The sequence below is a fragment of the Microbacterium halophytorum genome, from assembly GCF_002970975.1.
In the GTDB taxonomy this organism is placed as follows: Bacteria; Actinomycetota; Actinomycetes; order Actinomycetales; family Microbacteriaceae; genus Microbacterium; species Microbacterium halophytorum.
Map to the genome: position 1 here is coordinate 302,911 of NZ_PNFA01000005.1, position 22,808 is coordinate 325,718.

General features: G+C 68.8%; 23 protein-coding genes. 1 reads left to right on the forward strand and 22 read right to left on the reverse strand.

What is annotated here, in order from left to right:
* Window position 1: 1 nt before the first annotated feature.
* The 13 genes from rplX to rpsJ are packed head-to-tail and all read right to left on the reverse strand — an operon-like array spanning window position 2 to window position 6,022.
* Window positions 2-361, reverse strand: coding sequence for a 50S ribosomal protein L24 (gene rplX / locus C0010_RS07030; protein WP_105566334.1), 360 nt, complete (start codon window positions 359-361; stop codon window positions 2-4).
* Window positions 362-364: 3 nt separating this feature from the next.
* Window positions 365-733 (reverse strand): 50S ribosomal protein L14, encoded by a 369-nt coding sequence (rplN, locus tag C0010_RS07035; protein WP_105566335.1) that lies wholly within the window; start codon window positions 731-733, stop codon window positions 365-367.
* Between the two features lie 3 nt (window positions 734-736).
* A complete protein-coding gene (gene rpsQ / locus C0010_RS07040; RefSeq protein ID WP_105566336.1) occupies window positions 737-1,021 on the reverse strand; it encodes a 30S ribosomal protein S17 in 285 nt (94 codons plus the stop codon).
* On the reverse strand, window positions 1,021-1,323 hold the full coding sequence (gene rpmC / locus C0010_RS07045) for a 50S ribosomal protein L29 (protein ID WP_105566337.1): 303 nt from the start codon (window positions 1,321-1,323) through the stop codon (window positions 1,021-1,023). The genes rpsQ and rpmC overlap by 1 nt, the downstream gene beginning before the upstream one ends.
* Window positions 1,323-1,742: a 50S ribosomal protein L16 gene (rplP, locus tag C0010_RS07050; protein ID WP_105566338.1), complete on the reverse strand. Its 420-nt coding sequence runs from the start codon at window positions 1,740-1,742 to the stop codon at window positions 1,323-1,325. Before rplP ends, rpmC begins: the two co-directional genes overlap by 1 nt.
* Window positions 1,742-2,506 (reverse strand): 30S ribosomal protein S3, encoded by a 765-nt coding sequence (rpsC, locus tag C0010_RS07055; protein WP_105566339.1) that lies wholly within the window; start codon window positions 2,504-2,506, stop codon window positions 1,742-1,744. The genes rplP and rpsC overlap by 1 nt, the downstream gene beginning before the upstream one ends.
* Window positions 2,506-2,904 carry a 50S ribosomal protein L22 gene (gene rplV / locus C0010_RS07060; RefSeq protein ID WP_105566340.1) on the reverse strand — a complete coding sequence of 133 codons (399 nt, stop codon included), beginning with the start codon at window positions 2,902-2,904 and terminating at the stop codon, window positions 2,506-2,508. The genes rpsC and rplV overlap by 1 nt, the downstream gene beginning before the upstream one ends.
* A 23-nt stretch (window positions 2,905-2,927) precedes the next feature.
* Window positions 2,928-3,209: a 30S ribosomal protein S19 gene (gene rpsS, locus C0010_RS07065; RefSeq protein ID WP_105566341.1), complete on the reverse strand. Its 282-nt coding sequence runs from the start codon at window positions 3,207-3,209 to the stop codon at window positions 2,928-2,930.
* An 11-nt stretch (window positions 3,210-3,220) separates the two neighbouring features.
* Window positions 3,221-4,060: a 50S ribosomal protein L2 gene (gene rplB, locus C0010_RS07070; RefSeq protein ID WP_105566342.1), complete on the reverse strand. Its 840-nt coding sequence runs from the start codon at window positions 4,058-4,060 to the stop codon at window positions 3,221-3,223.
* A gap of 24 nt (window positions 4,061-4,084) precedes the next feature.
* The gene (gene rplW, locus C0010_RS07075) at window positions 4,085-4,384 is read right to left on the reverse strand and encodes a 50S ribosomal protein L23 (protein ID WP_105566343.1); all 300 of its coding nucleotides are present in this window, start codon (window positions 4,382-4,384) and stop codon (window positions 4,085-4,087) included.
* A complete protein-coding gene (gene rplD / locus C0010_RS07080) occupies window positions 4,381-5,040 on the reverse strand; it encodes a 50S ribosomal protein L4 (protein ID WP_105566344.1) in 660 nt (219 codons plus the stop codon). The genes rplW and rplD overlap by 4 nt, the downstream gene beginning before the upstream one ends.
* A gap of 5 nt (window positions 5,041-5,045) precedes the next feature.
* Window positions 5,046-5,705: a 50S ribosomal protein L3 gene (rplC, locus tag C0010_RS07085; RefSeq protein WP_105566345.1), complete on the reverse strand. Its 660-nt coding sequence runs from the start codon at window positions 5,703-5,705 to the stop codon at window positions 5,046-5,048.
* 8 nt (window positions 5,706-5,713) lie between these two features.
* The gene (gene rpsJ / locus C0010_RS07090; protein WP_105566346.1) at window positions 5,714-6,022 is read right to left on the reverse strand and encodes a 30S ribosomal protein S10; all 309 of its coding nucleotides are present in this window, start codon (window positions 6,020-6,022) and stop codon (window positions 5,714-5,716) included.
* Between the two features lie 537 nt (window positions 6,023-6,559).
* On the opposite strand from rpsJ, the gene C0010_RS07095 reads away from it, so the two are divergent.
* Window positions 6,560-7,861, forward strand: a complete 1,302-nt coding sequence (locus C0010_RS07095; protein WP_105566347.1) for a UDP-glucose dehydrogenase family protein — start codon at window positions 6,560-6,562, stop codon at window positions 7,859-7,861.
* Window positions 7,862-7,985: 124 nt separating this feature from the next.
* Here C0010_RS07095 and tuf read toward each other — a convergent pair whose 3' ends face one another.
* The 9 genes from tuf to rpoC form a co-directional block, all read right to left on the reverse strand.
* Entirely contained in the window at window positions 7,986-9,179 is a 1,194-nt protein-coding gene (gene tuf, locus C0010_RS07100; protein WP_105566348.1) for an elongation factor Tu, read from the reverse strand.
* Window positions 9,180-9,337: 158 nt separating this feature from the next.
* Complete coding sequence (gene fusA / locus C0010_RS07105) at window positions 9,338-11,452, reverse strand: elongation factor G (RefSeq protein ID WP_105566349.1); 2,115 nt, start codon at window positions 11,450-11,452, stop codon at window positions 9,338-9,340.
* 93 nt (window positions 11,453-11,545) lie between these two features.
* Complete coding sequence (rpsG, locus tag C0010_RS07110) at window positions 11,546-12,016, reverse strand: 30S ribosomal protein S7 (protein ID WP_105566350.1); 471 nt, start codon at window positions 12,014-12,016, stop codon at window positions 11,546-11,548.
* A gap of 5 nt (window positions 12,017-12,021) precedes the next feature.
* Complete coding sequence (gene rpsL / locus C0010_RS07115; RefSeq protein ID WP_105566351.1) at window positions 12,022-12,390, reverse strand: 30S ribosomal protein S12; 369 nt, start codon at window positions 12,388-12,390, stop codon at window positions 12,022-12,024.
* A gap of 369 nt (window positions 12,391-12,759) precedes the next feature.
* Window positions 12,760-13,413 carry a spermidine/putrescine ABC transporter substrate-binding protein gene (locus C0010_RS07120; protein WP_105566352.1) on the reverse strand — a complete coding sequence of 218 codons (654 nt, stop codon included), beginning with the start codon at window positions 13,411-13,413 and terminating at the stop codon, window positions 12,760-12,762.
* 97 nt (window positions 13,414-13,510) lie between these two features.
* Window positions 13,511-13,975, reverse strand: a complete 465-nt coding sequence (locus tag C0010_RS07125) for a hypothetical protein (protein WP_105566353.1) — start codon at window positions 13,973-13,975, stop codon at window positions 13,511-13,513.
* 130 nt (window positions 13,976-14,105) lie between these two features.
* Window positions 14,106-15,455 carry a hypothetical protein gene (locus C0010_RS07130; RefSeq protein ID WP_105566354.1) on the reverse strand — a complete coding sequence of 450 codons (1,350 nt, stop codon included), beginning with the start codon at window positions 15,453-15,455 and terminating at the stop codon, window positions 14,106-14,108.
* A gap of 230 nt (window positions 15,456-15,685) precedes the next feature.
* Window positions 15,686-18,466: a zinc ribbon domain-containing protein gene (locus C0010_RS07135; RefSeq protein ID WP_158685352.1), complete on the reverse strand. Its 2,781-nt coding sequence runs from the start codon at window positions 18,464-18,466 to the stop codon at window positions 15,686-15,688.
* A 441-nt stretch (window positions 18,467-18,907) separates the two neighbouring features.
* Window positions 18,908-22,786, reverse strand: a complete 3,879-nt coding sequence (gene rpoC / locus C0010_RS07145) for a DNA-directed RNA polymerase subunit beta' (RefSeq protein ID WP_105566357.1) — start codon at window positions 22,784-22,786, stop codon at window positions 18,908-18,910.
* Window positions 22,787-22,808: the final 22 nt, after the last annotated feature.

The window sequence follows — 22,808 nt, forward strand, 5'->3', positions numbered from 1 at the left end:
CTCAGATGTCCTTACCCGACTTCTTCGCGTACCGAACGCGAACAGTCTTCTTGACGCCGTCCTTGACCTGCTCCTCGAGGCGGAAGCCGACGCGGGTCGGCTTCTTCGTCTCGGGGTCGACGACCGCAACGTTGGACACGTGGATGGGGGCCTCGAGGGTCTCGATGCCGCCCGTCTTCGTGCCGCGCTGGGTCTGGCCGACGCGCGTGTGCTTGGTGATGTAGTTGACGCCCTCGACGACGACGCGGTTGCCCCCGTCGACGACCTCGAGCACCTTGCCCTGCTTGCCGCGGTCGCCGCCGCGGTCCTGCTTGGCACCCGTGATGACCTCCACGAGGTCACCCTTCTTGATATTCGCCATGAGTTACAGCACCTCCGGGGCGAGCGAGACGATCTTCATGAACTTGCGGTCACGGAGCTCGCGGCCGACCGGACCGAAGATGCGGGTGCCGCGAGGCTCCCCGTCGCTCTTCAGGATCACGGCGGCGTTCTCATCGAACTTGATGTACGAACCGTCGGCACGACGCGTCTGCTTGACGGTGCGGACGACGACGGCCTTGACCACGTCGCCCTTCTTGACGTTGCCGCCGGGGATCGCGTCCTTGACGGTCGCGACGATCGTGTCGCCCACGCCCGCGTAGCGGCGGCTCGAACCACCGAGAACGCGGATCGTCAGCAGCTCCTTGGCGCCGGAGTTGTCGGCGACCTTGAGGCGGGATTCGTTCTGGATCATCGCTTACTTCGCCTTCTCGAGGATCTCCACCAGGCGCCAGCGCTTGGTGGCGCTGGTCGGGCGGGTCTCGTGGATCTCGACGAGGTCGCCGATGCCGGCGGTGTTCTGCTCGTCGTGGGCCTTCAGCTTGCTGGAGCGACGGATGACCTTGCCGTAGAGGGGGTGCTTCACGCGGTCCTCGACCTCGACGACGATGGTCTTGTCCATCTTGTCGCTCACAACGTAGCCGCGAGCCGACTTGCGGTAGCCGCGCTCGACGGCTTCCTCGGTCTTGTTCTCAGTGGCCATCAGGCAGCCTCTCCTTCAGCCGGGGTGTCCTCGGCCTTCTTGGCCTTCTTCTTCGCGGCCTTCTTCTCCACCGGAGCCGGGGTGGCACGGATGCCGAGCTCGCGCTCGCGGATCACGGTGTACAGGCGCGCGATGTCGCGCTTGACCGCACGGATGCGGCCGTGCGCGTCCAGCTGGCCGGTGGCCGACTGGAACCGGAGGTTGAAAAGCTCCTCCTTGGCCTTGCGCAGTTCCTCGACGAGGCGCTGGTCCTCGAATGTGTCGAGCTCGGTCACAGCGAGCTCCTTGGTGCCGACAGCCATTACGCGTCGCCCTCCTCGCGAGTGATGATGCGTGCCTTGAGAGGCAGCTTGTGCATGGCACGGGTCAGGGCCTCACGAGCGAGCTGCTCGTCGACGCCGGCGACCTCGAACAGGACGCGACCCGGCTTGACGTTGGCGACCCACCACTCCGGCGAACCCTTACCGGAGCCCATGCGGACCTCGGCAGGCTTCTTCGTGAGCGGACGGTCGGGGTAGATGTTGATCCACACCTTGCCGCCGCGCTTGATGTGACGCGTCATGGCGATACGAGCTGCCTCGATCTGACGGTTCGTCACGTACGCGGGCGTCAGGGCCTGGATGCCGTACTCGCCGAAGGAGACCTTCGTGCCGCCGGTGGCCTGGCCCGAGCGCTTCGGGTGGTGCTGCTTGCGGTACTTGACCTTGCGGGGGATAAGCATCAGGCAGACGCTCCTTCCGGCGCCTTCTGCGCACCGGCGTCGTTTCCACGACGCGGGCCGCGACGGCCGCCACGATCACGGTCGCGCGCAGGCTTCTGGTTGGCCTGCTCGCGAGCGAGCTCCTTGTTGGTGAGGTCGCCGTTGTAGACCCAGACCTTCACGCCGATGCGGCCGAAGGTGGTCTTCGCCTCGTAGAAGCCGTAGTCGATGTTCGCGCGCAGCGTGTGCAGCGGCACACGACCCTCGCGGTAGAACTCGGTGCGGCTCATCTCGGCGCCGCCGAGGCGGCCCGAGACCTGGATCCGGATGCCCTTGGCGCCGGCGCGCTGGGCGCCCTGCAGACCCTTGCGCATCGCGCGGCGGAAGGCCACGCGACCCGCGAGCTGCTCGGCGATGCCCTGGGCGACCAGCTGAGCGTCGGCCTCGGGGTTCTTGACCTCGAGGATGTTCAGCTGGATCTGCTTGCCGGTCAGCTTCTCGAGCTGGCCGCGGATGCGCTCGGCCTCCGCGCCGCGACGACCGATCACGATGCCCGGGCGGGCCGTGTGGATGTCGATGCGGACGCGGTCCTTGGTGCGCTCGATCTCGATCCGGCTCACGCCGGCGCGGTCGAGCGAGGTGCGCAGCATCTCGCGGATCTTGATGTCTTCGGCCACGTAGTCGGCGTACCGCTGGCCCGGCTTCGTCGAATCAGAGAACCAGCGCGAGACGTGGTCCGTCGTGATACCGAGGCGGAAGCCGTAAGGGTTGATCTTCTGGCCCATTACTTGCTCGCCTTCTTGTCGCTGCCGGTCGTCGCGGACTCCGCGACCTCCGGCGTCGAGAGCACGACCGTGATGTGGCTCGTGCGCTTCTTGATCTGGTCGGCGCGGCCCTGGGCGCGGGGACGGAAGCGCTTCAGCGTCGTCCCCTCGTCCACGAAGGCGTTCTTGACGAACAGATCCTGGCTGTCGAGGTACTCCCCGTCCTTCTCCGCCTTGACCTGGGCGTTCGCCATGGCCGACTCCACAAGCTTGTAGATCGGCTCACTGGCGCCCTGCGCAGCGAACTTCAGGATGGCGAGGGCCTCTTCGGCCTGCTTGCCCTTGATGAGCGCGACAACACGACGAGCCTTCTGAGGGGTCACGCGGATGTGTCGCACGCGTGCGATGGACTCCACCATTTCTTCTCCTCTGCGTCGCCGCGTCAGCGGCGACGGCCCTTCTTGTCGTCCTTCACGTGGCCGCGGAAGGTGCGGGTGGGCGCGAACTCGCCCAGCTTGTGGCCGACCATGGACTCGGACACGAACACGGGGATGTGCTTGCGTCCGTCGTGCACGGCGATCGTGTGGCCCAGCATGGCCGGGACGATCATCGAGCGACGCGACCAGGTCTTGATGACGTTCTTCGAACCCGACTCGTTCTGCGAGACAACCTTGCGAAGCAGGTGCTCGTCGACGAAGGGGCCCTTCTTCAGACTGCGTGGCATCTTCTTGACTCCTACTTGCGCTTCTTGCCGGCAGTACGGCGACGCACGATGAGCTTGTCGCTTTCCTTGTTGGCGTGACGGGTACGGCCCTCTGCCTGGCCCCACGGCGAAACGGGGTGGCGGCCACCGGAAGTGCGGCCCTCACCACCACCGTGCGGGTGGTCGATCGGGTTCATGACGACACCGCGGACGGTCGGGCGGATGCCCTTCCAGCGGTTGCGGCCCGCCTTGCCCCAGTTGATGTTCGACTGCTCGGCGTTGCCGACCTCGCCGATCGTGGCGCGGCAGCGCGCGTCGACGTTGCGGACCTCGCCCGAGGGGAGGCGCAGCTGCGCGTAGGGGCCGTCCTTCGCGACGAGACGCACCGAGGCGCCCGCCGAACGAGCCATCTTCGCGCCGCCGCCGGGGCGGAGTTCGATGGCGTGCACAACGGTACCCGTGGGGATGTTGCGCAGCGGCAGGTTGTTGCCCGGCTTGATGTCGGCGTTCGGGCCCGACTCGACGACGTCGCCCTGCGAGAGCTTGTTCGGCGCCAGGATGTATCGCTTCGTGCCGTCCGCGAAGTGCAGCAGCGCGATGCGCGCCGTGCGGTTCGGGTCGTACTCGATGTGCGCGACCTTGGCGTCGATGCCGTCCTTGTCGTTGCGACGGAAATCGATCACGCGGTACTGGCGCTTGTGGCCACCACCGATGTGACGGGTCGTGATGCGACCCTGGTTGTTGCGACCGCCCGTCTTGGACAGGGGGCGCAGCAGCGACTTCTCCGGCGTGGATCGGGTGATCTCCGCGAAGTCAGCCACCGACGAGCCGCGACGACCGGGGGTCGTGGGCTTGTAATTGCGAATAGCCATTGTTCTGTTCAGTCCTTCCGGCTATCAGGCGACTGCCGTGAAGATGTCGATGGTGCCCGACTTCAGCGTGACGATGGCGCGCTTGGTGTCCTTGCGCTTGCCGGTGCCGAAGCGGGTGCGGCGGGACTTGCCGACGCGGTTGATCGTGTTCACCGAGGCGACCTTCACATCGAAGATCTTCTCGATCGCGAGCTTGATCTCGGTCTTGTTCGACCGCGGGTCGACGAGGAAGGTGTACTTGCCCTCGTCGATGAGCCCGTAGCTCTTCTCCGAAACCACCGGCTTCAGGATGATGTCGCGCGGGTCCTTGTTGATCGCGGTCATGCCGAGACCTCCTCCGTGGCGCCGACCTTGGTCGCGACGAACGCGTCGAGGGCGGCCTTGGTGAAGACGATGTCGTCGGAGACGATCACGTCGTAGGCGTTGAGCTGGTCGGGCGTCACGATGTGGACGTTCACCAGGTTGCGCACGCTCAGGAAGCTGAAGTCGTCGGTGCGGTCGAGCACGACGAGAACGCGCTTGCCCGGGGCAGCGGTCGCGATGTAGCCGGCAGCGGCCTTGGTCGAGGGCGCCTCGAAGCCGAACGAGTCGACGACGTGGATGCGCTCGCCGCGAAGACGGTCGCTGAGCGCGCCGGCGAGGGCGGCAGCGATCATCTTCTTGGGGGTGCGCTGCGAGTAGTCGCGCGGCTTCGGGCCGTGCACGATGCCACCGCCGCGGTGCTCGGGCTGGCGGATCGAACCCTGACGGGCACGACCGGTTCCCTTCTGGCGGAACGGCTTCGCACCGGTACCGGAGACCTCACCGCGACGCTTGGTCGAGTGGGTGCCCTGGCGCGCCGCAGCCTGCTGCGCGACGACGACCTGGTGGATCAGCGGAATGTTCGTCTTGACGTCGAACACCTCGGCGGGCAGGTCGACGGTGCCGACCTTCTTGCCAGCGGTGTCCTGGACGTCGAGAGCGAGAGTCGAGTCAGCCATCTAACTCAGGCCCCCTTCACAGCGTTGCGGACGTACACGGCGCGGCCGCGCGCACCGGGGACGGCGCCCTTGACGAGCAGCAGACCCTTCTCGGCGTCGACGGCGTGCACCGTGAGGTTGAGGACGGTCACGCGCTCGGCGCCCATACGGCCCGCCATGCGCATGCCCTTGAACACGCGACCCGGCGTGGCAGCGCCACCGATCGAACCGGGCTTGCGGTGGTTGCGGTGCTGGCCGTGCGAAGCGCCGACACCCTTGAAGTTGTGGCGCTTCATGACACCGGCGGTGCCCTTGCCCTTGCTCGTGCCGACGACGTCGACGAGCTGGCCGGCCTCGAAGGTGCCGTCGACCGTGAGCTCCTGGCCGAGTGCGTACTCAGCAGCGTCAGCGGTGCGGATCTCCGTCAGGCGACGGCGGGGCGTCACGCCAGCAGCCTCGAAGTGGGCGGCGAGCGGCTTCGTGACCTTGCGCGGGTCGATGGCGCCTGCGGCGATCTGGATGGCGTTGTAGCCGTCCTTCTCGGGCGTGCGGACCTGCGTCACGACGTTCGGGGCAACCTCGATCACGGTGACCGGGATGAGCTTGCCGTCTTCGTTCCAGACCTGGGTCATGCCGACCTTGGTGCCGAGCAGACCCTTGGACGTCTTGGTGTTGATATCAGCCATGGCGAACCTCAGAGCTTGATCTCGATGTTGACGTCAGCAGGCAGGTCGAGACGCATGAGCGAGTCGACGGCCTTCGGCGTCGGGTCGACGATGTCGATGAGGCGCTTGTGCGTGCGCATCTCGAAGTGCTCGCGGCTGTCCTTGTACTTGTGGGGCGAACGGATGACCGCCACCACGTTCTTCTCGGTCGGAAGGGGCACGGGGCCCACGACCTGGGCGCCTGCGCGCGTGACCGTCTCGACGATCTTGCGCGCCGAGGAGTCGAGACCTGCGTGGTCATACGACTTCAGGCGAATGCGGATCTTCTGTCCCGCCATGTTCACTCTCTTTCTCGCGTCGTGCCTCTGGGGGCATTGGACGCACATCGGCACACGGGTGTGTGCCTGGCACGTGAGCGCTTCGCGCTTCGCACCGCTGTTCTGCTGTCAGCCGGGCGCCTGGGGCGCCCTCCCCTCCTTCGCGCACGGCGGACCGCGCGATCTGCGAGGGGTTATGGTTGCTCTGCTGCCCGCGGCCTAGGCCCGTCGCGGGCTCCGCTGGAGCCCGCCGCCTATGCACTGCCCTGGCAGTGATCCCGCGCCGGCACCGAAGTGGGCGCAGGAATGTCGAACCTGACTATTCTGCCATTGGGATCACCCCCGCTGCAACCCGGGCGTGTCGCGCCGCGCGCCCCGCAATCACGCGGAAGTCGGCGCCCTCACATCCGCTTCGCGGCGCCTTCCCAGGCCACGGGCCCGGGGCGCGTCGCGGTTCACCGCCGCGCTACCCGGCCACGGCCGCGAGGACGCCCCCGCGCCCCCTTCGGTTCACCGCGCGTGCCTAGCCTCCCGAACAGGCGAACGGGAGGGGAACGGATGCGGATCTCCGTCATCGGATGCGGGTACCTGGGGGCGGTGCACGCCGCCGCGATGGCCTCGCTCGGCCACGATGTCGTCGGCATCGACGTCGACGAGGACCGGGTTCGCGCTCTCGCGGAAGGGGTGTCCCCCATCTTCGAACCGGGCCTGCCGGAGGCGCTCCGCGAGGGCATCGCAGCGGGCCGGCTGCGCTTCTCGTCCGAGATGTCCGACGCGGCGGCCGCGGATGTCCACTTCGTCGCCGTCGGCACGCCCCAGCTCGCGCACGGCGCCGGCGCCGACGTCTCGTACGTCGACGCGGCGTTCGCGGCGCTGCGGGAGCACCTGCGTCCCGGCGCGCTGGTCGTCGGGAAGTCGACCGTGCCCGTCGGCACCGCCGCCCGGCTCGCCGAGGGCCTGGCGGGCGCGGGCGCCCGCCTGATCTGGAACCCCGAGTTCCTGCGCGAGGGCCGCGCGATCCGCGACACCGTCGCGCCGGACCGGCTCGTCTACGGAGTGAGCCCGGCCGGCGACGACGGCGTCGCGACCCTCGACGAGGTGTACGCGCCGCTCGTGGCCAGGGGCACCCCCCGGCTCGTGACCGATTACGCGACGGCCGAGCTCGTGAAGACCGCCGCGAACGCGTTCCTCGCGACGAAGATCTCGTTCATCAACGCCATGGCCGACGTCGCGGAGGCCACGGGGGCCGACGTGACGACCCTCGCCGACGCCATCGGGCACGACGCCCGCATCGGGCGGAAGTTCCTGAACGCCGGCGTCGGCTTCGGCGGGGGCTGCCTGCCGAAGGACATCCGGGCATTCGTGGCCCGCGCCGAGGAGCTCGGCCTGGGCGATTCGCTGGCGTTCCTGAAGGAGGTCGACCGCATCAACCTGCGCAGGCGGGAGCGCCTCGTGGACCTCGTCGTCGACTCGTTCGAGGGCGAGCCGGCCGGGCGGCGCGTCGCCGTGCTCGGCCTCGCCTTCAAGCCCGAGAGCGATGACATCCGCGACTCCCCCGCCCTCGACGTCGCGGTGCGCCTGCGCGGACTCGGGGCGAAGGTGCGCTGCTACGACCCGGAGGCCATGCCGAACGCGCGCCGCATGCACCCGCAGCTGAAGTACGCGGCGACGGCGGAGCACGCGCTCAGGGACGCGGAGGCCGTCGTCCTCGTCACCGAGTGGCGCGAGTTCCGCGAGATGGACCCCGCCGGCGCCTTCGGCATCGTCAGCCGGCCAGTGATGATCGACGGCCGCAATGCGCTCGACGCCGAAGCGTGGCGCGCCGCCGGCTGGGCGTACGCCGGCATGGGTCGCCCCTGACCCACAGCGGAACGCGCGCCGGCGCGGAGACGATCGCCGCCATCCGGGCCGCCGCCCGTCCGCCCTCGGAGACGCGGGAAGGGCCCGGATCCGAGGATCCGGGCCCTTCCGAGCAATCAGATGATTACTTGATGATGCTGGTCACCGTGCCGGCGCCGACGGTGCGGCCACCCTCACGGATCGCGAAGCCGAGGCCCTCTTCCATGGCGATGGGCTGGATGAGCTCCACCGTCATGTCCGTGGTGTCGCCGGGCATGACCATCTCGGTGCCCTCGGGCAGCGAGATGACGCCGGTGACGTCCGTGGTGCGGAAGTAGAACTGCGGACGGTAGTTCGTGTAGAACGGGTTGTGGCGGCCGCCCTCGTCCTTCGAGAGGATGTAGGCGGTGCCCGTGAAGTTGGTGTGCGGCGTGACCGAACCCGGCTTCACGACGACCTGGCCGCGCTCGACGTCCTCGCGCTTGAGGCCGCGGAGCAGCAGACCGCAGTTCTCGCCGGCCCATGCCTCGTCGAGCTGCTTGTGGAACATCTCGATACCCGTGACCGTGGTCTTCTGGGTGTCGCGGATGCCGACGATCTCGACCTCGGAGTTGATCGCGAGGGTACCGCGCTCGGCGCGGCCCGTGACGACCGTGCCGCGACCGGTGATCGTGAAGACGTCCTCGATCGGCATCAGGAACGGCTTGTCGCGGTCGCGGACCGGGTCCGGGATCGACTCGTCGACGGCCTTCATGAGCTCGAGGATCGAGTCGACCCACTTCTCCTCGCCCTGGAGGGCCTGGTAGCCCGAGACCTGGACGACCGGAGCGTTGTCGCCGTCGAAGTCCTGCGAGCTGAGGAGCTCGCGGACCTCGAGCTCGACGAGCTCCAGGATCTCCTCGTCGTCGACCATGTCGCACTTGTTGAGGGCGACGAGCAGGTAGGGAACGCCGACCTGCTTCGCGAGCAGGACGTGCTCACGGGTCTGGGCCATCGGGCCGTCGGTCGCGGCGACCACGAGGATCGCGCCGTCCATCTGGGCGGCACCCGTGATCATGTTCTTGATGTAGTCGGCGTGACCCGGGGCGTCGACGTGCGCGTAGTGGCGCTTCTCGGTCTCGTACTCGACGTGCGAGATGTTGATCGTGATGCCGCGCTGGCGCTCCTCGGGAGCCGAGTCGATCGAGCCGAAGTCGCGCAGCACGTTGACGTCCGACGGGAACTTCTCCGCCAGCACCTTCGAGATGGCTGCGGTCAGCGTCGTCTTGCCGTGGTCGACGTGCCCGATCGTACCGATGTTGACGTGCGGCTTGGTCCGCTCGAACTTGGCCTTGGCCACTGTGTCCTCCTAGGACGGTCGAGTAACAGCACCGGTCACCGGATTGCGACCGGCCTGCTACATGGGTTGTTTCAGTCTAATAGACAGTCAGTGTGAAGTTTTGTGCGGGGCGGGTCGGCGGATTCCGCGACCCGCCCCGAGCCGGAGGGGCAGGACGATTACTCGCCCTTGCCCTTCTGGATGATCTCGTCGGCGACGGCCTTGGGGACCTCGTCGTAGCTGTGGAACTCCATCGAGTACACGGCGCGGCCCGAGGTCTTCGAGCGCAGGTCGCCGATGTAGCCGAACATGCTCGACAGCGGAACGAGCGCCGAGACGACCTTCACGCCCTGGCCGTCCTCCATCGACTGGACCTGACCGCGGCGCGAGTTCAGGTCGCCGATGACGTCGCCCATGTACTCCTCGGGAGTACGGACCTCGACGGCCATGAGCGGCTCGAGCAGCACGGGGCTCGCCTTCTGGACGGCCTCCTTGAAGCCCATCGAACCGGCGATCTTGAACGCCATCTCCGAGGAGTCGACGTCGTGCGACTGGCCGTCCGTCAGGGTGGCCTTCACGCCGACCATCGGGTACCCGGCGAGGATGCCGACGTTCATGGCGTCCTGGAAGCCCGCGTCCACCGACGGGATGTACTCGCGCGGAACGCGGCCACCGGTGACGGCGTTGACGAACTCGTAGACCTTGTCGCCCTCGACCTCGAGAGGCTCGAGCTTGAACTGGATCTTCGCGAACTGGCCGGAGCCACCGGTCTGCTTCTTGTGCGTGTAGTCGTGGCGCTCGACGGCCCGGCGGATCGTCTCGCGGTAGGCGACCTGGGGCTTGCCCACGTTGGCCTCGACCTTGAACTCGCGCTTGATGCGGTCGACGATGATGTCGAGGTGCAGCTCGCCCATGCCCTTGACCGTCGTCTGACCGGTCTCCGGGTTGTTCTCGACGCGGAACGTCGGGTCCTCTTCCGCCATCTTCTGGATGGCGACGCCGAGCTTCTCCTGGTCGGCCTTGGTCTTCGGCTCGATGGCGACCTCGATGACCGGCTCGGGGAACGTCATCGACTCGAGGACGACCTGCGACGACGGGTCACACAGCGTGTCTCCCGTCGTGGTGTCCTTGAGGCCGATCACGGCGTAGATGTGGCCAGCGGTGACCGAGTCGACCGGCTGCTCCTTGTTGGCGTGCATCTGGAAGATCTTGCCGATGCGCTCCTTCTTGCCCTTGGTCGAGTTGATGACCTGGGCACCGGAGTCGAGGCGGCCCGAGTAGACGCGCACGTAGGTCAGGCGACCGAAGAACGGGTGCGAGACGACCTTGAAGGCGAGGGCGGCGAAGGGCTCGTCGGCGTCGGCGTGACGCTCGATGATCTTCTCCTCGTCCTTCGGGTCGTGCGCCTCGATCGCGGGCACGTCGAGCGGCGACGGCAGGAAGTCCACGACGGCGTCGAGCATCGGCTGGACGCCGCGGTTCTTGAACGCCGAGCCGCAGAAGACCGGGAAGGCCTCACCGGCGACGGTGAGCTTGCGGATGCCGGCCTTGAGCTCGTCGACGGAGAGCTCCTCGCCGCCGAAGAACTTCTCGAGGAGCGCGTCGTCGGCCTCGGCGACCTGCTCGATGAGCTTCTGGCGGTACTCCTCGGCCCTGTCCTGCAGGTCCGCGGGGATCTCGCGGGTCTCGTACTCTGCGCCCATGGTCACGTCGCCCTTGGCGTCGCCCGGCCAGACGTAGGCCTGCATCGTGAGCAGGTCGACGACGCCGACGAAGTCGTTCTCAGCGCCGATCGGCAGCTGCATGACGATGGGGGTCGCCTTCAGGCGGTTGACGATCGTGTCGACCGTGAAGTAGAAGTCCGCGCCCAGCTTGTCCATCTTGTTGACGAAGCAGATGCGGGGCACGTTGTACTTGTCGGCCTGGCGCCACACCGTCTCGGACTGGGGCTCAACGCCCTCCTTGCCGTCGAAGACCGCAACGGCGCCGTCGAGCACGCGGAGCGAGCGCTCGACCTCGACCGTGAAGTCGACGTGACCCGGCGTGTCGATGATGTTGATCTGCGTGCCGTCCCAGAAGGAGGTGACGGCAGCAGACGTGATCGTGATGCCGCGCTCCTGCTCCTGCTCCATCCAGTCGGTCGTCGCGCCGCCGTCGTGCGTCTCGCCGATCTTGTGGTTCACACCCGTGTAGAACAGGATGCGCTCGGTCGTCGTCGTCTTGCCGGCATCGATGTGCGCCATGATGCCGATGTTGCGGACCTTCTTGAGGTCGGTGAGCACTTCCTGTGCCACGGGCGTTTCCTTACGTCGAGGAGAAAAGAAGATTCGGTGCGGGTTCCGGATGACCGGACGTGCCGATCATCCGGAACCCGCGTGAACAGCTGGTTACCAGCGGTAGTGCGCGAAGGCGCGGTTCGACTCGGCCATCTTGTGAGTGTCCTCGCGGCGCTTGACCGCGGCACCGAGGCCGTTCGAGGCGTCGAGGATCTCGTTCATGAGACGCTCGGTCATCGTCTTCTCACGACGACCCTTCGCGTAGCTCACGAGCCAGCGCAGCGCGAGGGTGTTCGCGCGGTGCGGCTTGACCTCGACCGGCACCTGGTAGGTCGAGCCGCCGACGCGACGGCTGCGGACCTCGAGGGTCGGGCGGACGTTGTCGAGCGCCTTCTTGAGCGTCGCGACGGCGTCCTGGCCGTTCTTGGCCTCGACGCCGGCGAGCGCGCCGTACACGATCGACTCGGCGAGCGACTTCTTGCCGTCGACGAGGATCTTGTTGACGAGCTGCGTGACGATCGGAGCGCCGTAGACCGGGTCGTTGACGACCGGACGCTTCGGAGCGGGTCCCTTACGAGGCATAGCGGTCAGCCCTTCTTCGCGCCGTAGCGGCTGCGAGCCTGGCCACGGTTCTTGACGGCCTGGGTGTCGAGAGCACCGCGGACGATCTTGTAGCGGACACCGGGGAGGTCCTTGACACGACCGCCGCGGACGAGCACCAGAGAGTGCTCCTGGAGGTTGTGGCCCTCACCGGGGATGTAGGCCGTGACCTCGGTACCGTTGCGCAGCTTCACACGAGCGACCTTGCGCATCGCCGAGTTCGGCTTCTTGGGGGTGGTCGTGTACACACGGGTGCACACGCCGGCCTGCTGCGGGTTCGCCTTCAGTGCGGGCGCCTTCGTCGTGACCTTCTTCGACTTGCGGCCCTTGCGAACCAACTGCTGAATAGTTGGCACTAGTTCTCCTTGTCAGTGCTGCACGGTGACAGCGCGTGATGTTTCACGTTGGACCCGCCGGAGCCCCGGGAGACCCGGGGAGCCTTGCGTGGCGGGTATGCCGTGGGGGTGGGCTGTTCGCAGCCCGGTCCCGCGTGCGCCGCGAACGCCCCCTCGGCCCGCGCGAGCACGGGTTCGGGCGCGCGCGAAAGCGCACACCCCTTCATGCTACGCGCAATGACACGCCGGGTCAAAAGCAATGCGGCGCGCGGCGGCCGCGCGGGTGTAGCGCCGCGCGGATCGCCCTCTCCGTCGCTCCGGTGCGGCCTGATGCGGGCCGCGCGGCGCCCACGCACAGGAAGCGGCACCTGAACGGTTGTGATCCCGCGGTCAGCGGAGGTCGTTGGGGTCGAACGGCGCGTCGAGCGAGCGGGTGAGGTCGGAGAGCATGCTCTCGACCTGCGGCTCGACGAATTCGGAGACGGCACGGTGGATGCGCATCCGGTGCGGGAGGAGGAGTTGGCAGACCTCGCGCCCGACCATGTTCGCGTACTCGTCGGCCAGGGCGACCTCCTGCCGCAGCGCCGCTTTCGCCTCCTCGGTCAGCGGAGGCAGGCTGGGCACCTCCCCCGCCGCCTCGTTCGCGAGCCCCTCGATCGTGAACAGGAACGGCTGGCCCGGTTGCGGATCCGGATCGAGCGGGAGCCCCTCGTGCTCCGGGTCCAGCCCCTCATCGGGGCGGTAGCTGCGCGCCCTGTTGCGCGCGCTCTGCTGGTCGAGCTCGGCCTGCAGCATCGGCAGGTTCAGCTCGGTGTAGCGGCCGACGTGGCGGTCGATGATCGTCTTGACGCGGGTCGAGAGCCCGTGCTGAACGCCGTGCGGCACGTCGGACCCGAGGCCGGCGGCCTCGAGGACGGGCGACCCGTAGCAGCGACGGCAGGGCGCGACGCGGCCGCGATGCGTCGCCGGCTGCCACCGGGGCAGCCAGCGCAGCCAGGCGTCGACAGCCTGCGACACCTGCGTCTCGAGCGACCGCTCCTCCATGCGCCCAGGGTAGTGCGCGCCCCGCGGCCCGTCACGCACCGCCGCTCCCCGGCGGGGCGGCGGGCGCAGGACGAGGCCCGATGCGGCACGGCGGCGGCTACTCGCCGCGGCGCTCCCACGGCCAACGAGGTCGGTCCGCGTCCGTGCGGCGGAGCGCGACGCCCGCCCACGCGCAGGCGGCCGCGAGCAGGGCCGCGAGGACCGAGAACCCGCCCGTCACCGACCCGGCGACGGCCGCGCCCGCGACGCCGAGCCCCGACCCGAGCAGGACGGCGAACAGCCACAGCGAAACGAGGTGGGCGAGCGCCGCCGTCAGAGCGACGCCAATCGCCGCCGTGTAGGCGGGGCGGGGCGGGCGTACGGCCCTGTGCAGCGCGCCCGCGAAGGCGAAGACGGCGGCGACCGCCGCGAGCATGGCGGGCACGACCCCGAGGCCGGGCACGTCGATGACGGGAGCGTCCGTCCAGAGCGTGACGACGCCGGCCGCGCAGACGAGGAGCGCGCCGTAGGCCGCGCCCGCGAAGGCCGCGGCCGCTGCGGCGCTCAGGTGCTGCGCGCCCATCCGGTGCCCCTTCCTCCGCTTTCGACCCCTCACGATCCATTCTCGCGCGCCGCACGCGACGGTGGGGCGCCGACCCTTCCGGACCGACGCCCCACCGCAGTTCTGGGCTCGGGCGACGCGCGCCCCGAGCTCACTCGGCCTCCGCGACCGCCTTGTCGTACTCCGCCTTGTCCTCGGCGTTCAGGCGCTTCATCCTGCGACCGCGCCCCGCGGCCCACGCACCGAACCACACCGTGACCTCGCGGGCGATGATGAAGACACCGATCGCGACGGGGTTCAGCAGCAGCGCCTCGACAGCGGCCGACGCGTCGCTCGGCGTCATCAGCCAGAACGGGTAGGCGATGACGGGCGCGAACACGAAGCCGAGATAGGTCACCGCCGCCACGACGAAACCCAGCACGACCCACCAGCCGGCGCGGCCACGGTTCACGATCACGCCCACGAGCCAGAACGCCAGGAAGAACACCGCGACGGGGACCCAGAAGCTGAACTCGAGGATGCGCGGCACCAGGTCGTCGACGAGCGTCTCGACCTGGACGTCGTTCTGGAACCAGCCGTACAGCAGGTCGACGGCCGCGTACAGCAGCGCGAACACGATCGTCGCCGGCACGCCGATCAGCAGGGCCGCGACGCGGTTGCCCCGTTTGCGCGGCGGCTCGAAGGTCTCGAAGATCGCGTCGCTGTGCGGGCCATCGGATGCGCCGGCCGCGGCGCTCCCCGCTCCGGCTCCGGCCGCGGCGACCGTGGTCTGCGCCGTGGGCTCGCTCGGGGTGATGACGGCGGTCTCGGACTGATCCCCCGCCTGCGGCAGCACGGCGGTCTCACCGGCGTCGGGGGCTCCGGGAGGGGCGATCACCTCGGTCGGCGAGTCCTCACCGGGCTCGGTCGCGCGGAACGTGTCGGGGGCAGGGTCGAACCAGCCGCTCGAGTTCCGCTCCTCCGCGGCGTGCGCGGCGGGCGCGGCGCCCGCCGCTCCCGCCTGGCGGGCCTCGAACTCCTCGAGCTCGGCCGCCAGCGCGGCGTAGTCGACCTCCGCGGCGGGCGCATCCTCGGCGGGCTCGCCCGCGATGCCTCCGGCCTCCCCCTCCGCCCGCGCTCCCTCTGCGTGCGGAGCGTCCGCGTCATCGAGGGCATACGTCGCCGTCTCGGGCGCCGGCTCCTTCCGCGCCGCGTCGAAGGGCGCCGCGGCGCCGGCTGCCGCACCCGCGGCATCGTCGGCGGCGCCCGTCGGGGCGTCGTCCCCGGCCGTCGGCACAGCGCGCGTCGCATCGTCGGCCGCGTCGGCCGTCGGAACGGCGCGGGTCGCATCGTCGGGGGCGTCGGCCATCGGCACGGCGCGGGTCGCGTCGTCCGCGGCAGCCTCCTGGGCCGCGGCGTCGTCCGCAGCACCGGCGCGCGCCGCGCCGGTCTCCTCCCCCGCGGCGGCCTCGATGGGCTCGCCGGTCGTCGGGTCGTCGTTCTCGCCCTTGGCGTCACTCATCACACGCACTCCTCACGGCGGGGTGGTCCCCACGCGGCGAGCGTAACCCGGCCCAGCGCCCGCACCGCGGCGCCTCGCCGCGTGTGCGGCGCGTCGCGGGCTCGAGGGCTGCCACGCCCGGCACGCGCCGGTCGCGCCGGAGCCGGTGCGCCCCGATAGCGGCAGCCCCTGCGTTCAGGTGGGCGACTACCGGGATGGGTGTTCCGATAGGGACCCGCTCGTGCGCCGCCTCAGAAGTCGGAGAAGTCGGCTTCCACGTCTCCGTCCTCCGTCGCCGCGACCGGAACCGAGGCCCCCGTCCAGCCGAACGGCGCGCTGTCGACCGTGTCATCAGCCTCCCACTCGTCGTCCTCCGAGTAGCGCTCCTTGTAGTCGAAGCGCAGCTCGCCGCCGTCGACGACGACGTAGTCGCCGTCCTCGCGCGTCTCGAATCGCAGACTCGGTTCGGTGTCCCAGGAGCGCTTGATGTCGGTGACCGCCATGAAGAACGGCTCGCTCATCGTGAGGTTGTTCTGGCAGAGCTTCGGGACGAACTGGTCGGACTTCATGCACTCGTCGATGCGCTGCTGCACCTGGGCGATCGCCTGGTTCTGCGCTTCGTCGGTCCAGTCGGCCGTGAACGAGATGAGGCCCAGATCCTCCGGGTTCACACCCTCGATCAGGTCGTTCGCGCCAGGCAACGCCGTCACGGTCTGGTCTTCCCCGTAGCTGAACACGCCGTCGGCCTTCGGCGCCGCGAACACGTAGTCGCCCGGCAGCACCGGCAGGGTCCTGAACTGCCCTTCGCTGAAGCCGTCCTCGCCTGCCCCCGCGGCGCCCGAGACCTGCGAGAGATCGACCTCGACGCCGTTGACCGCCGTCACCTTCGTCACGTCACCGACAGCGATCGTCTGCTCCGGCCCCGCCACGATGCGCCAGTCGTCGAAGACGACGTCGGCCGAGCCGGCCTTCTCGAGCGTGAACGACACGTCGTACTTCTTGGTGTCGACCGTGAGGGTTGCGGCGACCTCCACCGTATCGGTCCTTTCGATCTCCGCGACGTCGCCGACCTCGTACTCCGTCGGCCGGTTCTCTGCCGCCGCATAGATGTCATCCCGCAGCAGCACGCGATCCGCGCTCTCGACGTTCGGCGCCCACAGTTCGAGCGCCTCGTCGGCATCGCCGTCGACGATCGCTTCGAGGTACTTCTCGGCCTTCGCCTGGGGCGAGTACTTCGTGCCGGAGAGGTAGCCGTGGGCGATCAGACCGCCGGCGACCAACAGCACGATGACCAGCGCGGAGCCTCCAGCGACGATCCACGCGGTCTTGGCTTTCCGACTGACCGGCTGGCGTTCCTCCCCCGCGAGCAGTTTCTGGAAGGGATCATCCGCGGGTGGCGCCGGCTGCGACTGCGACTGCGACTGCGACTGCGACTGCGCGGAATCGTATGCCGCGGCGCCCGCGGTTGGGTACGCCGCCGTCTGCGCGGGCGGATACGGCGCCGACGCGGCGAGCGGGTCCAACCGCTCGGCCACCGCGGCATCCGGCGACTGCTCGGCCCCACCCGCCGCAGAGCCAACGGCCGCGTAGTCGGCCGGCTGCGGCCGAACGGTCGGAGCCGGCTGCACCGCGGCCGCGGCCGGGGCAGCGGCCGCACCGAAGGCGAGCGCACGCAGCAGGCCGGAGGGCAGCGTGCGCGCAGCGGCCGGCACGACGAATCGGGAAAGCGCCTCAACGGCAGCACCGAACACCGCGAACAGCACGAAGGTCCACGGCGCTGGTGCGATGGCTGCGGCCATCCCCATGGACTCCTCGCCCAGGAATGCGCCGAGGATGCCGCTGTCGCCGCCGAACGCCGCGGTGACGGAGATTCGGCCGGCGACCATGACGAGAATGCCGAGCGCCGCGTAGCCTACGGGCAGTACGAACCACCCCGCGACATCGTTCACCGCTCCCCGCCGCACGCGCCAGCGCAGCGCGGCGAAAAGGAGGGCGAGGACGGCGACGACAGGGATGACGACGCGCGCCCAGAGCGGGAGAGCATCAGAGAACGTCGTGAAGCTGTAGGCGGGGAGATCGACGGGAAGGTAGTTCTCGACATCGCCCTGAACCGTCGTGGAGACCGCCGAAAAGGCGCCGATGCCCGTGCCCTCCGCCGCCAGCATCGGGAGCAGCAGCGGCGCGAACAGCACGAGCGCGCCCGCGCCGCCATCGACGTTCACGAGCGCCGCAGTGAACAGGCCGAGCCCGATCAGCGCGCCGACACCGCCGAGGTGCTCCACCGCCTGGAGCGCACCGGAGCGCCACCTGCCGCGCGTCGCGCCACGCGGGCTCAGCGACACGAAGACGGCGCCCGCGATGATGAGGATGCCGAACATGACACTGATCGCGCTGACGGCGCGGATGTCGACGGACGGCGCTTCCGGCACCGCGATCGAGATGGGCGCTGCGAGCTGCAGGATCAGCACGACGGCCGCGAAGATCGCGCCGGCGATGCCCGCTGTGAGAGCGCGCCACAGCGGCGGCAGGGAGAGCGGCTGTGCGGCGCGCCGGCCGAACAGGAGCACGGCGAGGCCCGCCCCCACCGGCACGAGCAGCGGCACGAAGAACAGGCTCGCGGTGACGGTGACCCCCATCGCCGCGACCGTGGTGTCGAAGGCGCCGAAGAACCCAGCGCCCAGGAACTGCACAATGAGCGGGAACCACTGCGACGAGACCGCAGAAGCGACGTCCTGGTCGTCGAGCGTGCCGAAACCGATGACGCCGAGTAGGACGACGAGCGCGCTCGAAGCGACGGCGCCCGCGAGCGCGAGGCCCACATGGATGAGCGCTGCGAGCCACGGCTCCTTCGCCGCAAGCAGGGACGGCGAGGAGGGCCGGGGCGGCACGGCCCCGGCGTAGGGGCCCGCCTGCGGCGGCGCCGTGGCGTAGGCACCCGCCTGTACGGCGTACGCGTCGGTGCCCGGCCGCGGCTCCTCCGCATACGCGTGAGCAGGCTGCTGCGATGCCTCCGGGTATGCGCCCTGCGGCACGACCGACTCTTCCCCCGCCCCACCTGCGGGCGGCGGTGCCTGAGCGTGTGAAGCCCCCTCGGCCGCAGGCTGTGTGCCCTGCGCGCCGTCATCTTCGGGCGCGACGTCTCTCGGATCCGTCATGTCGGTGTGTCCCCCCAGGAATATCGAACTGACGATGCCAAAGGGTATCGAACGCCTCAGGCGTTCCGCGCGTCGAAGCCTGGTTCCGTGCGCAGATCGAGACCGCGGAACGACGAACGGCCCCGGATCCGAAGATCCGGAGCCGTTCAAGCGCTGCCTCAGCTGGGGAGGGCTTTGGTTGTCGCTTCGCTCAACAACTTCAATCGGCTCGGAAGAGCGAGCGAGCTCGCTCTTCTCTCGCCTCAATCAGTTGTCGCTCCGCTCAACAACTTCAATCGGCTCGGAAGAGCGAGCGAGCTCGCTCTTCTCTCGCCTCAATCAGTTGTACTGCCCGGGCGTCGTGAAGTCGTCCGACGAGAACGCGTCGAAGTCGACGAACCCGTAGTCGCCGTCGGCGAAGGCGCCGTCCGAGGCGAAGATGCGGTTGGGGTACCGCTCGCTCTTCGCCTCCTCCGTCGCCTCCACGACGACGTCGCGGTACTTCGAAAGGCCGGTTCCCGCGGGGATCAGCTTTCCGATGATGACGTTCTCCTTCAGGCCGACCAGCGGGTCGCGCTTGCCCTGGAGGGCCGCCTCCGTGAGGACGCGGGTCGTCTCCTGGAACGACGCGGCCGACAGCCACGACTCGGTCGCGAGCGAGGCCTTCGTGATGCCCATGAGCTCGGGGCGGCCCGACGCGGGGCGCTTGCCCTCGGCGACCGCGGCGCGGTTGAGCTCCTGGTAGCGCTTCACGTCGACCATCTCACCGGGCAGCATCTCGGTCTCGCCGTGGTCGACGACGGTGACCTTGCGCAGCATCTGGCGCACGATGACCTCGATGTGCTTGTCGTGGATCGGCACACCCTGCGAGCCGTACACGCCCTGCACGCCGCTGACGAGGTACTTCTGCACCTCGCGGGCGCCCTGAACGCGCATGATCTCCTTCGGATCCAGCGTGCCGACCTGCAGGGCCTGGCCCACCTTCACGTGGTCGCCGTCCTCGACGAGGAGAGTCGCACGCTTCAGCACCGGGTAGGAGTGCACCTCGTCGCCGCTGTCGGGCGTGAGGATGATCTTCTTCTGCTTCTCGGTCTCCTCGATCGTGATGCGGCCATCGGCCTCCGCGATCGGGGATGCGCCCTTCGGGGTGCGCGCCTCGAACAGCTCCTGCACGCGGGGCAGACCCTGCGTGATGTCGTCAGCCGAGGCCGAACCACCGGTGTGGAAGGTGCGCATCGTCAGCTGCGTGCCCGGCTCACCGATCGACTGGGCGGCGATGATGCCGACCGCCTCGCCGATGTCGACGAGGTTGCCGGTCGCGAGCGAGCGGCCGTAGCACTGCGCGCAGACGCCGACGGCCGAGTCGCACGTGAGCACCGAGCGGACCTTGATCTTCTCGACGCCGGCGGCGACGAGCTTCTCGATCATCGGGTCGCCGATGTCCTGGCCCGCCTCGGCGAGGACGGTGCCGTCCTCCGCCACGACGTCGGCCGCGAGCGAACGGGCGAACACCGAGTTCTCGACGTTCGCGTCCTTCACCAGCGTGCCGTCCGCATCCGGAGCCGCGATCGTGTACTCGAGGCCCTTCGACGTGCCGCAGTCGTCCTCACGGATGATGACGTCCTGCGAGACATCGACGAGACGACGCGTCAGGTAACCGGAGTCGGCCGTGCGCAGAGCGGTGTCGGCGAGGCCCTTTCGGGCACCGTGCGTGGCGATGAAGTACTCCGCGTTCGACAGCCCCTCGCGGTACGAGGAGATGATCGGGCGCGGGATGATCTCGCCCTTCGGGTTGTTCACCAGGCCGCGCATACCGGCGATGTTCCGGATCTGCAGCCAGTTGCCTCGCGCACCCGACGACACCATGCGGTTGATGGTGTTGTCCTCGGGGAAGTTGTCGCGCATGGCCTGCTGGATCTTGTCCGTGGCCTCGGTCCACACCTGGATGAGCTCCTGGCGGCGCTCGCCGTCGGTGATGAGACCCTTCGCGTACTGCGAGTTGACCTTCGCGGCGAGCTTCTCGTGCTCGGCGACGATCCCGGCCTTCTCCGGCGGCGTGAGCACGTCGGAGAGGGCGACCGTCACGCCGGAGCGCGTGGCCCAGTAGAAACCGGCGTCCTTGATGTTGTCGAGCGTCTCGGCGACGACCGTCTTCGGGTACTCCTCGGCCAGCTTGTTGACGATCTGGCTGAGCTTGCCCTTGTCGGCCTGCTCCCGCACGAAGGGGTAGCCCTTCGGCAGGTTGCCGTTGAAGATCGCCTGGCCGAGCGAGGTGTCGACGAGGCCGTGCTTCTCGTAGCCCTCCGGAGCCTGGCCCTCGAGGAAGGTCAGGCCGGGGATGCGGATGCGGACCTTCGCCTGCAGGTCGAGGGTGCCCTCGTCCTTGGCGAGCTGCGCCTCCGAGACCGAGCCGAACGCGCGGCCTTCGCCGCTCGCACCCTCGACGAGCGTCGTCAGGTGGTGCAGACCGATGATCATGTCCTGGCTGGGCAGGGTCACCGGGCGGCCGTCCGACGGCTTCAGGATGTTGTTCGACGCGAGCATCAGCACGCGGGCCTCGGCCTGGGCCTCGACCGACAGCGGCAGGTGCACGGCCATCTGGTCACCGTCGAAGTCGGCGTTGAACGCCGCGCACACGAGCGGGTGGAGCTGGATCGCCTTGCCCTCGACGAGCTGCGGCTCGAAGGCCTGGATGCCCAGGCGGTGCAGGGTGGGTGCGCGGTTCAGCAGCACGGGGCGCTCGCGGATGATCTCCTCGAGCACGTCCCAGACCTCGGGGCGCGTGCGCTCGACGGCGCGCTTGGCCGCCTTGATGTTCTGCGAGTGACCGAGGTCGATCAGGCGCTTGATCACGAACGGCTTGAACAGCTCGAGCGCCATCTGCTTCGGCAGGCCGCACTGGTGCAGCTTGAGCTGCGGGCCGACGACGATGACCGAACGGCCCGAGTAGTCGACGCGCTTGCCGAGCAGGTTCTGGCGGAACCGGCCCTGCTTGCCCTTGAGCATGTCGCTGAGCGACTTCAGCGCGCGGTTGCCCGTGCCGGTGACGGGGCGGCCGCGGCGGCCGTTGTCGAACAGGGCGTCGACCGACTCCTGCAGCATGCGCTTCTCGTTGTTGACGATGATCTCGGGAGCACCGAGGTCCATCAGGCGACGGAGGCGGTTGTTGCGGTTGATGACGCGGCGGTACAGGTCGTTCAGGTCGCTCGTGGCGAAGCGACCGCCGTCGAGCTGGACCATCGGGCGCAGCTCCGGCGGGATCACCGGGACCACGTCGAGGACCATCGACGCCGGCGAGGTGCCGGAGCCGAGGAACGACTGCACGACCTTGAGGCGCTTGATCGCGCGGATCTTGCGCTGGCCCTTGCCCTCGGCGATCTGCAGGCGGAGCGACTCGGCCTCAGCGGCCAGGTCGAACTCCGCGAGACGGCGCTGAAGGCCCTCGGCGCCCATGAGCGCCTCGAAGTACTGGCCGAAGCGGTCCTGCAGCTCCTGGAAGACGTCGTCCTCAGCCTTGAGCTGACCCACCTCGAGCGTGCGGAACTCCTCCCACACGCGCTCCAGGCGCGCGATGGACTCGTCCGAACGCTTGCGGATCGTCGCCATCTCCTTCTCGGCGGCGTCCTTGGCCTTCTTCTTCTGGTCGGCCTTGGCACCCTCCGCCTCCAGTGCGGCGAGGTCGTCCTCGAGCTTCTGCATCTTCTCGGCGATGCGCGCGTCGCGGCGGTCGCCGAGCGCCTTGATCTCGAGGCGCAGGTTGTTCTCGTGCGTCGAGAGGTCGCGGTGGCGCGCATCCTCGTCGACCGAGATCACCATGTAGGCGGCGAAGTAGATGACCTTCTCGAGGTCCTTCGGCGCCATGTCGAGCAGGTAGCCGAGGCGCGAGGGCACGCCCTTGAAGTACCAGATGTGGGTGACGGGAGCGGCGAGCTCGATGTGACCCATGCGCTCGCGGCGGACGGAGCTCTTGGTGACCTCCACGCCGCAGCGCTCGCACACGATGCCCTTGAAGCGGACCCGCTTGTACTTGCCGCAGCCGCACTCCCAGTCGCGCGAGGGGCCGAAGATCTGTTCGCCGAACAGGCCGTCCTTCTCGGGCTTCAGGGTGCGGTAGTTGATCGTCTCGGGCTTCTTGACCTCACCGTACGACCAGCGACGGATGTCGTCGCCGGTGGCCAGGCCGATGCGAAGCTCATCGAAAGTAGTTGCGTCGAGCAATTGACTCTCCTGTTGGAATTCT